This window comes from bacterium, assembly GCA_026708055.1.
Classification (GTDB): Bacteria; Actinomycetota; Acidimicrobiia; order Acidimicrobiales; family CATQHL01; genus VXNF01.
In genome coordinates, this window is record JAPOVS010000042.1 from 36,897 (window position 1) to 49,361 (window position 12,465).

General features: G+C 69.3%; 16 protein-coding genes. 8 read left to right on the forward strand and 8 right to left on the reverse strand.

Annotated elements, in window-relative coordinates; all coding sequences use genetic code 11:
* Positions 1-35 precede the first annotated feature (35 nt).
* Both OXG55_08890 and OXG55_08895 read left to right on the forward strand, forming a co-directional pair.
* Entirely contained in the window at positions 36-533 is a 498-nt protein-coding gene (locus OXG55_08890) for a flavin reductase family protein (GenBank protein MCY4103359.1), read from the forward strand.
* 227 nt (positions 534-760) lie between these two features.
* Positions 761-1,258 (forward strand): hypothetical protein, encoded by a 498-nt coding sequence (locus tag OXG55_08895; GenBank protein ID MCY4103360.1) that lies wholly within the window; start codon positions 761-763, stop codon positions 1,256-1,258.
* A gap of 25 nt (positions 1,259-1,283) precedes the next feature.
* Here the strand turns inward: OXG55_08895 and OXG55_08900 are convergent, their stop codons facing one another.
* Together OXG55_08900 and OXG55_08905 are read right to left on the reverse strand one after the other, a co-directional pair.
* A complete protein-coding gene (locus OXG55_08900; protein ID MCY4103361.1) occupies positions 1,284-1,712 on the reverse strand; it encodes a hypothetical protein in 429 nt (142 codons plus the stop codon).
* A 159-nt stretch (positions 1,713-1,871) separates the two neighbouring features.
* Positions 1,872-2,612, reverse strand: a complete 741-nt coding sequence (locus OXG55_08905) for a DUF429 domain-containing protein (GenBank protein ID MCY4103362.1) — start codon at positions 2,610-2,612, stop codon at positions 1,872-1,874.
* Positions 2,613-2,708: 96 nt separating this feature from the next.
* Between OXG55_08905 and OXG55_08910 the strand changes: the two genes are divergently transcribed.
* Together OXG55_08910 and OXG55_08915 are read left to right on the forward strand one after the other, a co-directional pair.
* The gene (locus OXG55_08910) at positions 2,709-3,080 is read left to right on the forward strand and encodes a hypothetical protein (protein ID MCY4103363.1); all 372 of its coding nucleotides are present in this window, start codon (positions 2,709-2,711) and stop codon (positions 3,078-3,080) included.
* A gap of 197 nt (positions 3,081-3,277) precedes the next feature.
* Positions 3,278-4,777, forward strand: coding sequence for a Fic family protein (locus OXG55_08915; GenBank protein MCY4103364.1), 1,500 nt, complete (start codon positions 3,278-3,280; stop codon positions 4,775-4,777).
* Between the two features lie 39 nt (positions 4,778-4,816).
* On the opposite strand, the gene OXG55_08920 is transcribed toward OXG55_08915, so the two are convergent.
* The 3 genes from OXG55_08920 to OXG55_08930 all read right to left on the reverse strand — a co-directional run bounded on the left by OXG55_08920 (position 4,817) and on the right by OXG55_08930 (position 6,886).
* Complete coding sequence (locus OXG55_08920) at positions 4,817-5,446, reverse strand: hypothetical protein (protein ID MCY4103365.1); 630 nt, start codon at positions 5,444-5,446, stop codon at positions 4,817-4,819.
* 203 nt (positions 5,447-5,649) lie between these two features.
* Entirely contained in the window at positions 5,650-6,081 is a 432-nt protein-coding gene (locus OXG55_08925; GenBank protein ID MCY4103366.1) for a hypothetical protein, read from the reverse strand.
* 484 nt (positions 6,082-6,565) lie between these two features.
* On the reverse strand, positions 6,566-6,886 hold the full coding sequence (locus OXG55_08930) for a hypothetical protein (GenBank protein MCY4103367.1): 321 nt from the start codon (positions 6,884-6,886) through the stop codon (positions 6,566-6,568).
* 275 nt (positions 6,887-7,161) lie between these two features.
* On the opposite strand from OXG55_08930, the gene OXG55_08935 reads away from it, so the two are divergent.
* From OXG55_08935 to OXG55_08945, 3 genes are all read left to right on the forward strand, one after another.
* Complete coding sequence (locus OXG55_08935; protein MCY4103368.1) at positions 7,162-7,377, forward strand: hypothetical protein; 216 nt, start codon at positions 7,162-7,164, stop codon at positions 7,375-7,377.
* A 36-nt stretch (positions 7,378-7,413) separates the two neighbouring features.
* Entirely contained in the window at positions 7,414-8,118 is a 705-nt protein-coding gene (locus OXG55_08940) for a Rieske 2Fe-2S domain-containing protein (protein ID MCY4103369.1), read from the forward strand.
* Between the two features lie 299 nt (positions 8,119-8,417).
* Positions 8,418-8,861, forward strand: a complete 444-nt coding sequence (locus tag OXG55_08945; protein ID MCY4103370.1) for a nitroreductase/quinone reductase family protein — start codon at positions 8,418-8,420, stop codon at positions 8,859-8,861.
* A gap of 196 nt (positions 8,862-9,057) precedes the next feature.
* Here OXG55_08945 and OXG55_08950 read toward each other — a convergent pair whose 3' ends face one another.
* The 3 genes from OXG55_08950 to OXG55_08960 are packed head-to-tail and all read right to left on the reverse strand — an operon-like array spanning position 9,058 to position 11,715.
* Entirely contained in the window at positions 9,058-10,797 is a 1,740-nt protein-coding gene (locus OXG55_08950; protein ID MCY4103371.1) for a putative DNA binding domain-containing protein, read from the reverse strand.
* Between the two features lie 43 nt (positions 10,798-10,840).
* Positions 10,841-11,512, reverse strand: coding sequence for a hypothetical protein (locus OXG55_08955; protein ID MCY4103372.1), 672 nt, complete (start codon positions 11,510-11,512; stop codon positions 10,841-10,843).
* Between the two features lie 35 nt (positions 11,513-11,547).
* On the reverse strand, positions 11,548-11,715 hold the full coding sequence (locus OXG55_08960; GenBank protein MCY4103373.1) for a hypothetical protein: 168 nt from the start codon (positions 11,713-11,715) through the stop codon (positions 11,548-11,550).
* 510 nt (positions 11,716-12,225) lie between these two features.
* Between OXG55_08960 and OXG55_08965 the strand changes: the two genes are divergently transcribed.
* A partial coding sequence (locus OXG55_08965; protein ID MCY4103374.1) for a hypothetical protein occupies positions 12,226-12,465 on the forward strand: 240 nt, incomplete at its 3' end.

The following is a 12,465-nucleotide window of genomic DNA, read 5'->3' on the forward strand; positions in this document are numbered from 1 at the left end:
ATGGTTTGTCCCGGTAGTCGGCGTAGCGTCAGGGCATGGCTCTCAGTGACGAACTCGTGAACAGGCTGACCTGGAAGATCCCGAATGCGCTGGCGCTGATCGGGTCCCGGGCCGGCGAGGAACGCAACGGCATGACGGCGAGCTGGATCAGCCAGCTGTCCATGGAGCCGGTGCTGATCGGCGTGGCGGTCGAGAACACCGCCGTGACGCACCGCCTCATCACAGACGGCGGGTCGTTCACCGTGAACCTCTGGGACGCCGAGCAGACCCGGGTGTTCGTGAAGTTCTCCAAGCCCGCCGCCTACGCCGACGGCACGCTCAACGGGCGGCCGGTGACCGAGGCCGCCACCGGGGCCCCGGTGTTCGCCGAGGCGATCGCCTGGCTGGACTGCGAGGTGCGCCACTCGCTGGACCTGGGCACCCACACGCTGTTCATCGGTGAACTGGTCGACGGCGGCATCAACGACGACGAGCCCCGGGCGGCCGCCATGAGCGACACCCGCATGAAGTACGGCGGCGTCAAGCGCCACTAGAGCAGGGCCACGAGAGCAGGGGATATGCCGCTGCAATTAAGATTTCGGCCCGAATTCTTAATTGCCATCGATCCAATTGAGGAAAACTGAACGAGCAGGTGCGTCGCGGACCGCTCTAGGCGCCACACAGGCCCGACCGAAGCGCTTTCCAGGCGGATAGGAATCCATGTCCGGGGGTCGCGCCGGCACTCCCCGCGGACTGCTCGGGACTCTCCTAGCGTTGGGGCGTGGCCGATGCGGTTCTGCAGCAGCTCGACGCCCTGGGGCTCGCATACGAGGTGGTGCCCTGCGATCCCGACCTGGCCGACACGGCCAACTTCTGCGCGGCGTACGGCTACGCCCCGGAGGACTCCGCCAACGCCATCGTGGTGATCGGCAAGTCGAACCCGCCCAGCTACGTGATGTGCCTGGTGCTGTCCTCGACCCGGCTGGACGTGAACCGCGTGGTGCGAAAGCGCATGGGTGTGCGGCGGGCCTCGTTCGCCTCGGCGGAACAGACCAAGGAACTCACCGGGATGGAGATCGGCGGGGTCACCGTGTTCGGGTCCACCACCGACCTGCCCCTGTGGGTGGACGCCCGGGTCATGGAGCGCCCGGAGGTCATCATCGGCGGCGGCGGCCGGGACCGCAAGCTGCTGGTGCCACCCGCCACGATCGCCGGCCATCCCGACGTGACCGTCGTGGAGGACCTGGCGATGCCGATCCCAGTGGAGCCGGCCGGATAGGTCCGGCCCGGCCCGGCCGGCGTTGTCAGTAGTCCGAGGGGAACAGCACCGTGGTCTGCGAACGGACGCCCTCGGAGTCCTCGGCCTCGGTAATGATCCAGAGTCGCTCGTCGGCGATGACCTCCCGCAACCGAGTCAGTTGCGGGCCGGAGTCGGGCTCGGCGCCGGCACCCTGACGGACCTTCTGGGGAATCAGGTAGCTCGACAGGACTCTGGCGCCGGTCACCAGCGCCAGGTCGTTGGCCTCGGCATCATGGCTGCCGAGGTCGCCCCAGTCGCCACTCTGATGGCGCCGCAGGCAGGACATCACGAATGCCCGACCGGCCGCGTGGCCCATCAGTTGCCTGTCGACGGCCCGCGTGGCGACCAGGTGCCCGAGCGGCACGCGCAACTGCCGCTCTGCACCGGCGGGGCCGCGTCTTCCCGGCACGTTGGCATTGATCTGAGCCGGCACGGCTTCTCCCTTTCTCAGGCCGCGATCCACTGTCCGGATCCGGCACGGCGTCGGGGGAAGCCGCCGAGACTCTATACAGCTTTTAGAACAATGACATATTATTTCTTTGCTTCTGCTGTCGAGCGCCAAGTCGGCGGTTCAGCCGGCTGGGCGAGTCGGCTAGACCCAGATGTGCATCGGGTAGCCGGTCTCGTCGTGCTCGCCGGCGCCCAGACATTCGGCCTCGCCCGCGACGATGCGGCGGGCGGTCCAGGCTGCTGCGGCGGCGTCGAGGAGGTCGTCGAGGCCTGGCTCGGAAGGCCCGGGCAGAGGTGTACCCAGGGACGCCTCGGCGATGTTTCCGAACGCGCCCGCCAGCACCGCTGCCCTCGCCTGGAGGCCGGCGAGCTTGTGCTTGGAGGAAGCCATCGGTGCCCCGGCCAGACGCACGAAGCTGCTCTCGGGGTGCACCTCCGCGGCCCGGGGCCGCGCCTCAGGAGTGAAGTCCTCCGGCGCCAACGTCGTCCGCAGTTCGCGGATCTTGGGCATCAGGGCGAAGGTCTGGGCGGAGAGGCCCCGGCCGGTCTGCCGGCGTGAGCGCAGGTTGGCCTCGGCGTGGTCGGTAGCGTCGCGTGTGCACAGCGGCGGCGTCCAGAACAGCGACGAGCGCCGTGCCTCCAGCAGCTCGCGGGCCGCGATGTCGGCCGTGCGCCGCTCGGCGCCCGGCAGCCCGACCGGCATGTCGAACCCCACGACCAGCAGATCGCGGGCCCTGGCCTCGGCCCACAACTCCCCGAGCACGGGCCACGCGGAGAACTCCACAGTCGATCCGTCGGCGACCGCCGTCACCGCCATCACCCAGCCGCCCCGCCCCCCGTCGACGCCCGCCACGAGACTCGTTGCCATGGTCTCCGATGGCACGCGCAGGGCTCCTCCCGTGAGTCGCTGACGGCGACATATCCTTCCAGCCCGCACGACGCCGCGATGGCGGGGTGAGCAACCGGCGGGAGCAGGGCAATGCCGCAGAACATCGCCATCATCGCCGGGGGCGTCTCGGGACTGGGGGCGGCCTGGGCGCTGCATCACAGCGCCGACAGGTTCGACTTCCGGCTGGGAGAAGGTCATCAGGCGCTGGTGGTTCCAGCACGTGGTGCACGACGTGAAGCACGTGACGCTGCTGGTGAGCCTGTTCCGCTTCATCCAGGGCCCCGGCGCACCTGGCACTGCGGCGCCCACACGCTGATCAACAGCCAGGAGACCTGCCTGGTGAGCGGCCTGGCCGCCGCCCGCCGGATCGGCGCCGACTACCCCTTCGACGACCCCGCCGCCCGCCGCACGTTCAACTACTACGGCCGCGTCTTACACGGCTGGCGCTTCCGCAGGGCGTAGCGCTCCGAGTCGCCGGCGCCCGTACGCGAAGGCGATTGTCCCGTTGCGGCCAACCACATCGGTAGCGACCATTCACGACGACAAAGTCCCCGAAAACGACCAATCAGTCCGCTATCAGCCGAAAAATGACCAGTATCCTGAGCCACTAAATCAAGAAAACGTAAACTTATGTGCCTATGGGCTGATATCGTTCACTCATGGCGACCGCTCGTCCGCGATGGCCGACAGGCCCTCGTACCCTGTTCTTCGACGACGTCGCTTCGCGGACCACTCTGTCCAAGGCGGTCGGCGACGGTCGGATCCGTCGCCTCGCCCCCCGGATCTACAGCGCAGACCTCGTCTCCGCAGAGTCCGAGATCATCCGGGCCAACTGGCCGTTGCTCTGCAGCCATCTGATGCCAGGGGCGGTCATCGTGGATCGCTCGGCGGCGACCTCCGGGGTGGTCTTCGACGGGAGCCTGACCGTTGCCGCCGAAACCAGCCGGAAGATCATCGAGCTGCCCGGCCTCGAGATCCGGATCCGGTCAGGAACACCGCACCCGTCGGATTCGCCGTGGACCCACGGCCTCGTCATGTCGAGCCCCGCTCGCACTCTCGTCGACAACCTGGAGCCCAGTCGGAGCCGCGGCGGGCGACCCTCGCGCACGCTGACGATGACCGAACTGGAGGACTGGGTGGCCCGCAAGTACATCACATGGGGCCCCGAACGCACCGACCGCCTCCGTGCACAAGCCCGCGACCTGGCGGCCACGACGGAACGCGCTCACCACATCGACACCATCGATGCTCTGTTCGATCAACTCACCGGGATCGAACCGGTGCGATCCAGGGCCGGCGAACTGTTCACGGCCGTCACGGCCGGTCAAGGATGGGACGGGCGGCGCATCCGCTTGTTCGCACAAGTAGCCGACACTCTCTCCCGACTCTCATCCCCTGCCGTGCCGGATTGGCTCGCCGAATGCGATCCGCCAGGCGAGCTGCCGTTCTACGAGAGCTACTTCTCCAACCACATCGAGGGAACCACCTTCACCGTTGAGGCGGCGCGCCGCATAGTCGAGACCGGAATCCCGCCGGCAGAGCGACCGGCGGACGGCCACGACATCCTCGGTACGTACCGCTGCGTCGTCGACCCCGTCGGACGAGCGGCAACGTCGACCGACCCCGACGAACTCATCGGCAATCTGGTCACGCGCCATCAGGAGATCATGCGGGGTCGACCCGACAAATGTCCGGGGATCTGGAAGACCGAGAACAACCGCGTCGGCTCCTACGACTTCGTCGACAAGAGTCTCGTCGAAGGCACGCTTCGCAAAGGCCTCGAACATCTGGGCGATCTGCCCGAAGGGTTCGCGAGAGCTCTCTACCTGATGATCGTCGTCACGGAGGTCCACCCCTTCGAGGACGGCAACGGCCGTGTGGCACGCGTCATGATGAATGCGGAGCTATCGGCCGCAGCCGCCGCCCGGATCGTCATACCGAGCGTCTACCGGAACGAGTACCTCGCCAGTCTGCGGCGCATCTCCACTACGGACGGCGATCTCACTGCATACGTCCGAGTCATGACCCACGCATGGCGGTGGTCGGCTGCGATGCCATGGAACGACACGGCTGCAACGGAGGGCCAACTCCTCGCCACCAATGCGCTGCTCGACTCGACCGACGCAGAGGTCAGAGGCATCCGGCTCGAACTCCCGTAGCCGGCAGCACGAACGGTTCGCCCGGGACCCCGGTGGTGGTCACTGGCGCAGCCGGAGGTTGCCGGGACCGTAGATGGCCTCGCCCAGGACCCGGGCGGGGCGCAGCTCGGCCCGGGCGCCAGCAGGCCAGTGCGTCTCGAAGTACTCCCGGTCCTTCTGCTCCCCCACCGCAGCGGACACCAGGTAGAAGTGGTCCTCGGCCAGGCGGGTGATGGTGGCCTCGCCCTCGCGACGCCCCGTCGGGGTGAGCAGGTAGCTGAGTCCGATCCGCCCGACGGCCGGCAGCGTGTTCGTGGTCAACCGGTCCAGCACCGCGGCGGCGTCGGGACCGACGAGGTCGAACTTGGCGAAGGCGGTGAGGTCCAGGATCCCGACCCGTTCCCGCACCGCCCGGCACTCGGCGGCCACGACCGGGAACCACCGGGTGCGGCGGAAGGCCACGATGTCCTCGGGGGCCAGCCCGGCCGTACCCGGGAACCACTTGGGCCGCTCCCACCCGTAGACCTGGGTGAAGACGGCGCCCTTGGCTTCGAGGCGCGCCTGCAGCGGGGTCTCCCGGTAGGGCCGCAGCCGGGGGCGCTCCAGACCCGGGATCGGCGTGCGGTGGCGGTACTCGTAGTCCTCGCTGCCCTTGAGGCGCCCGTAGCGGGCCGCGTCGCCTGCTGGCACGAAGCCGAAGCGCCGGGCGCGTCGTAGGCGCGCACGCTCAGCTCGGTCTCGCCGTGGACCATCCAGCGAGCCAGCTCGCGGTCCAGGCCGGGGCCGTCGGCGATGCCCACCTGCACGCCGGCCATCATCCAGAAGTTCGGGATGCCCGAGGGTCCCAGCAGCGCCTCGCCGTCGGGCGTGTGGGGGATGGCGCCCCGGATGACCTAGCGGATGCCGAGCTCCTCGAACAGCGGCACCCGCTCGTAGGCCCGCGCCAGCCAGAAGCCGATTCGGTCGAAGTCGGCGGCGAACAGGGGGCTCTCCAGCGACCAGTCGGGCCCGTCGATCCAGGCCGCCTCGGCGCCGTGCTGCTCGTAGATGCCGATGAGGCCCGACTGCTGCTCCTGGCGCACGTAGCCCGAGATGTAGTCGTCGCGGACCACGGGCAACTCGTGCTCCAGCCAGGAGAACTCCTCGGCGGTGCCGGTGATGAGGTAGCTGTGCAGCACGTTGGCCAGCAGCGCCGTCAGACCCACCATCCCCGCCACCTGTGGTGCGTAGCAGCCGGCGGCGTTGACGACATGTTCGGCCACCACGGTGCCGGCCTCGGTGACGACGTCGAAGCAGCCGTCGGCCCGGCGGTTGATCTTGAGCACCCGGTTGCGGCGGCTGAGGGCGGCGAGGTGCCGTCCCGGTGAGCGTCACCGCGCCGGCACCCCCGCGCGACCCCTCGCCCATCCTGCAGGCGCTCACCAACGCCTTGGAGGCGATGTCGCCGCAGGTTCGCCGGGCCGCCACCTACGTGCTGAACCATCCGGGCGAGGTGGCGGTCACCTCCATGCGGGGGATCGCCGAGGCGGCCGAGGTGAACCCGAACACGCTGGTGCGCATGGCCCGGGCCGTGGGCTTCGGCGGCTATGAGGATTTCCGGGAACCGTTCCGGCAGCAGGCGGCCGACGGTACGCCGTCGTTCCCCGATAGGGCCCGGTTCCTGCAGTCCATCAACGAGGGCGGCCGCCACGGCGCCTTGCTGGCGGGAATGGCAGCGGCGGCCCTCGGCAACGTCGAGTCGCTGTTCGCCGACGTGCAGGCCGGCGACCTGAAGGCCGCCGCCGACCTCATCAACGCCGCCCGGCGCGCCTACGTGCTGGGCGTCGGCGTGGCCAAACCCCTGGCGGAGAACTTCGCGTACCTGGCCGGCATGGCGGTGGACAACGTCACCGCCATCCCCACCATCGGGCTCGCCATCGACGACGTCGCCCGGATGCGCCGCGACGACGTGCTGGTGTCCATGACATTCAGCCCCTTCCGCAGCGAGATCGTGGAGACGGTCCGCCTGGCCGACCGCCGCGGCGTGCCGGTCATCGCCATCAGCGACACCTGGGCGGCGCCGATTGCCGCCCCGGCGGCGCACGCATTCATCGTGCCCGACGACTCGCCGCTGCCGTTCTCGTCCTGCATCGCCGCGGTGGCCGAGAGCCTCGACCGGCTGCACCTCTACCCGTCGTGGACCGCCGAGCCGCTGCGCAGCAGGATCGCCGAGGTCCACGGCTACGCCCCCGAACAGGTGATCTGCGGTGCCGGGGAGACCGAGATCATCTCGCTGATCATCCGCTCGTTCTGGGAGCCCGGCGGTCGCATCCAGATGCCCGGCCCGTGCTTCCCCATCTACCACCTCTTCGCGGAGGCCGAGGGGCGCCGCCCGGCGCCGCTTCGAGTCCCTGGAGCGGTTCCGGATGGTGCCCGGGAGCTGCGCCAACTTCTTCCTGGTGGAGGTACTCGATCCCGACACCGACTCCACTCGGGTGTTCGAGGTGTTGCTGGAGCGAGGGGTCATCGTGAAGGACGGGGCGGTGTCGTGGCGGGGGCTCGGCGACCGCTTCCTGCGCTGCGACGTGAACCTCATCGAGCGGATGGACCACCTCGTCGACGCCCTGGCCGACCTGGGCTGAGGGCGTCGGGGGGGCACGGGCGAGGGGGTGAGCAACATGGACGACACCCGGCCGGCGGGCCTGGCGGCCCGCTACTACACCGACCCGGAGATCTTCGACCGGGAGCTTCAGAGCGTCTTCGCCCCCTCCTGGCATCTCGTGGGGCACCGGTCACAGGTGGCGGCGCCGGGGCAGCTGATCACCGCCACCGTCGGCGACGAGAGCGTGATCGTGGCGAACGACGCCGGGGCGGTGCGCGCCTTCTACAACGTCTGCCAGCACCGCGGCCACGAACTCGTCGCCGTCGAGGCGGACACCGTCGACAGCATCACCTGTCCGTATCACGCCTGGTCCTACAGCCTCGGCGGGCGGCTGTTGCACGCCCGGGGCGAGGACGTGGGCGAGTTGTGCGTGCCGCCGGTGCGGGTGGAAGCCCTCGCCGGGTTCCTGTACGTGAACCTCGACCCCGGCGCGGCGTCGCTGGCGGAGACGGCGCCCGGCCTGGAGGCCGGCCTGCTGGCGCTGGCCCCCGACGCCGGCGAGAGGCTGCTGACGTCCCGGCGCACCCGGCGGATCGCCGCCAACTGGAAGCTGGCGGTGGAGAACTACAACGAGTGCTACCACTGCCCCAACGCGCACAAGTCGTTCACGACGGGGGTGATCGACCCCGGCAGCTACCGCATCGCTCCGCGGGAGTTCCTCATCCACCACACGGCGCAGGGACCGGCGCCGGAGCGGGCGGCCTGGTCCCGCCCGGCCTGACAGGCACCCTCCACAGCACGCTCGAAGAGCCAACCCGTCCGGTCACCCACCTAACCGAGGCTCTCCGCTCCGCCGGAGGCGGCTGAGGGTCGAGCCCGGCGGACCTCGACGTCCTCGGCGTGCTCGGCGAGGACTCCATGAGCCAGCTCTACCCCCAGCGCGATAGCGTCGCCACAGCCGAGGTCACAGCCGGGGCAACCAGTCACCGAGGCTCATCCCCAAAGCCCACCGGACGCCCCCGCGGCCCGTTGAGAGAGGAACGGAACGTGGCGACACCGACGAACGAGAAGCAGCCCTTCATGCCACCGCGTTGGTTCGTTCGCCTTGCTTGGCGGATTCATAGTGATCTGTACCGCCTCACGAGAAGGAGGAAGGGCCTCCGTCCACCAAGGCCTGATCAGTATGGCTTGATGCATTTGACAGCGATTGGGCGCCGCTCGGGGCGCGAACGACCGGTGATGCTCGCCTATGTCGAGGATGGCCCGAACCTGGTCACCCTCGCCATGAACGGCTGGGACCCCGCTGAGCCGGCGTGGTGGCTGAACCTCCAGGCCACCCCCGAGGCCCACGTCGCGCTGGTCGACGGCGAACGTGACGTGGTCGCACGGGTGGCGACGGACGAGGAGCGACAACGCCTCTGGCAACGATGGGCCGAGGTGAACAAGAAGCTCGACGCATTCGCTGAGCGCCGTCCGAACGGGACCGCCGTCGTCGTCCTGGAGCCCGCCAAGGCGCCCGCCTAGCTACGAACTTCGGCTACCGCTGCATTGCCGGGCCCGGGGTACGAGTTCGTCGGTGCAACAGGCGTGGCCGAGCGGCTCTGGAGCAACCTCGAGTGCCGCTACCGGGAGCACCGGGCCCGCCTCGCCGAGGTGGAGCGGTAATGACATATTCACAAGGACAATCCGGCTGTATCTCACGAATATGCCATAACTGCGATCATTGCCTTGCGGCGGGCGGTCCAGGGATGACGTAGTGGCTGCCCCGCCTGCTGCCGCGGCGCTCCAGGCGGCCGGCGGCGACGAGGGCGTTGAGCACCCGCAGCGCGGCCACCCGGTCGAGGCCGGTTCGGTCCCGGACAGCCTCGTTGGTCACGTGCCCTTCCCTCGCCAGCGCCATCACCACCTCACCGGGGTCCACCGGCCGGACACGCACACCGCCGGGGCCCTCGACGCCCTCGAGATGCGGCGCCAGCACGTAGGTGGCACCCGAGCCCGTGCCCCGCTGTTGCACGAAGCCGCGGTCGCGCAGGCGGCGGAGTGCCGCCCGGGCCTCGGCGGCGCCGACGTCGAGCAACCGGCGGACGTGGCCGTTGGTGAGCGTCTCGCCCCGGGCGACCTCCAGCAACACGCGGGCGTCCCTCCCCTCGGTGCCGTCCGGCATTCCCCCGGGGTCGCCGACCGAGTGGGGCCGCAGGGCGCCGGACGCCTCGCCGCTCAGCGTTCGAGCCAGCCAGGCCCGCTCCGGCGGCGCCGCCTCGGACCCCAGCAGCAGCGTGACGGTGACCGACGAGTCGTCCGCCTCGAATCGCGGCGGTGCCATGAGGTTCAGGGCCATGTGGTCGCGCATGAGGCGGACGCCGCGTCCCGCGTCCTCGGCGATGCCGAAGAAGCGCAGCGTGCGGATCAACAGCACGTTGCGGGGGACCGACCGGAGGGCCAGCAGGTCGAGGGACACGCCGTCAGGCAACCCGCCCGGCGAGCGCACCACCACCCGGTCGGGTCGAATCTCGATGCGCACCGCCTCGGCAGCCGCCGTCGGCGCGTAGGACCGGTGGGCGACGGCGTTGGCGATCGCCTCCCGCAGCACGGCCCGGGGAAGGCGGTGCAGTTCGTGGCGCAGCACGCCCAGCACCACCAGGTCGAAACCCAACTCGTCGAGCACGAAGTCGACGGCCGCTTCGATCTGCCGCTGCAGCGGACCGCGGAACTCGGCGCGCCGGTCGTAGTCCAGCGCCTCGGACCGGTAGCGGAACACCTCGACGAACGGCTTCCCCAAGACCCCGGCGGGATCGGCCAGCAGGTACAGCGCCCCAGCGACGCTCAGGCGGTCCCCGTCGCCGTTGTGCACCAGGAAACCGCTGTCGCGCAGGCGATCCAGCAACTCCGACTCCGGCGCTCCCGGCGACACCGGCCACTGCCACGCCCCGGACAGTTCCCCCGCCAGGCCGGGATCGATGGCGTCGGGCCGCAGCGCTGTGGGAGCCGCCTCCACCGTGCGCACGAACCGCCGGGCGATGAAGTCGGAGAGTTCGGCCCCGAGCAGCGTGTGGTTGGAGACGCCGCGCCGCTCTTTCACCGTGCCGCTTGCGAGTTGCGCGAATCCGTCCCGGCGACGCCCGACCCCGATGGCCACGACCGTGCGCCCATCCACAATGAGCCGATGTATGTGGTGCGGTCCCAGGTCGCGCACCTGGCCCAGGGTGTTCCGGAGCCGGGTCTCGCCGCCGGCTGCGAGGTCCACGCCGCGGACCACCCCGTCGTCGGTCACGCCGAGGAGCACCACCCCGCCATCGGCGTTCGAGAACGCCATCGCCGTCTCGGCGATGCGGGAGTGCGACACACCCTCCTTGAACTCGACATGAAGACCCTCGCACGGGAACTCCGCAGCAAACTCCGCGGCGGTGAGAGTGACCGCAGGCGCGCGCCCAGAGGCAGGGTGGAACATCGGATATGACATACTCGTATCTAGTACAGTAGCCGTCTGTACGATTATGTCATAACTAGACTCCGGGCCCGGCGCTCGGGGCCGTGACGCGGTAGCCCAGCGTCTCGAGCGCGCCGACCGCCTCCTCGGGGAACTGCCGGGCCGTCGCCCGGGCCTGTTGCCGCTCCCACGCATCCACCGATTCGAGCACCTTCGGCTTCCAACCCGCCTTCCAGTCGTTGAAGAGATTCTCCCTGTCCAGGAACAGCAGGAACTCCTCGAGGGTCGGCCGGAACCGGCGCCCGCCGACGGGGAAGTGCAGCGCGTGCAGATCGGGAGCGGGCCGACCGCTGGATCCGTACATCCACGCCAGTTCCGGCGAGTTCGCATGCAGATGAACGTGCGCCGCGGCCCGATCACGGCCCAGCCAACTCCGGTCGTACTCGACCCGTACGAGCGGGCGCGGCCGTTTGCGCCCCCCGGTCACGTCAGCCCAGAGCCCGACCAGGGAGGTGGCGACTCGCAGGTGACCACCGGTCGGGCTCATCTCGACGTTGTAGTGCGCATTCAGGAACAGTGCAGGCGCGCTCGGCGCATCAGCGGCACGGAGGAGGGCGAGACCCCCGGTCAGGTCGCTGTGGCGTTCAACGACCCGGACGAACGCCAGATCGTCGTCACGGTAACTCGTGGCCTCGAACCTGGCCGGCGTGTCGATTGCCCCGACGAGCACCGCGTTCAGGCTGCCCACGAACTCCTCAACGCGTGGCCGAAGATTCCGTGCCGTCACCGCCCGAGCAACGCGTTCTTGTAGAGAAGCCACTCACCTCGACACTCTGCGTCGGTCAGCAGGTCCGCCTCGCCTTCGGCCATGAACTCCTCGAACGTCAGGCCCGCCCGCCGAGCCGTCTCCGTGCAGATCTCGACGATTTCCTCTCGCGTGATGATCCTCATCGTGGTGGCGCCTCCTGCAGGCTCGATCCGGCTAGTCCTGTCCCCGGAGCCGGCCGACATACTTGCCGCCCACACCCAACACGCAGCGCGATCACGCGCAAGACACCGTACAAGCCCAAGCCGCTCGGCCGAATCGCCGCCCACGTCAGCCTGCGTGCAGACCGGCGCACATCACGGGGAACCCTCGACGGCGCCCCAAGTCCGGCGGTCAACGTAGCGGCGCCCGTGCCCACCGCCACCCCGCCCCGGATCCGATCGATTGTCACGCCCAAGCCGCAGACCGTCCCGTCGGGCCGCACGAGATCGACCAGCACCTTCACGCGTCCCGCAAACCGGTCTGACCAGCAGATTCGCAACCCTTCTGCGCCTCCCCACCGGCCGTCCAGCGATATCACCTTCCTCGACCCGGACGCGCTCTTATGCTGAAGGCACGTCGCCGGCCCCAGCCCGCTGACCCGGCCCTTCGCGCGTAGCGCCATGCCAGCAACAAACCAACGATGGGAGCACTCCATGCACACCGATGCAGAGCCCACTCGTGGGCCTCATCCGCTGTTCGGGCAATTGCTCACGAACGCCGAAGCGCTACGCGAGCAGGAGGACGATCTGATTGCCGAGCACGGCGCATGCGCCGTGCTCATGGTTGACCGCGTGGTCATTCAGGCCTTCGACAACCACGCGTCCGCTGTTCAGGCGGGGAAGGAACGCTTCGGATCGGGGAACTTCTCCGCTCACACGCTTCCTGTCCCTGTC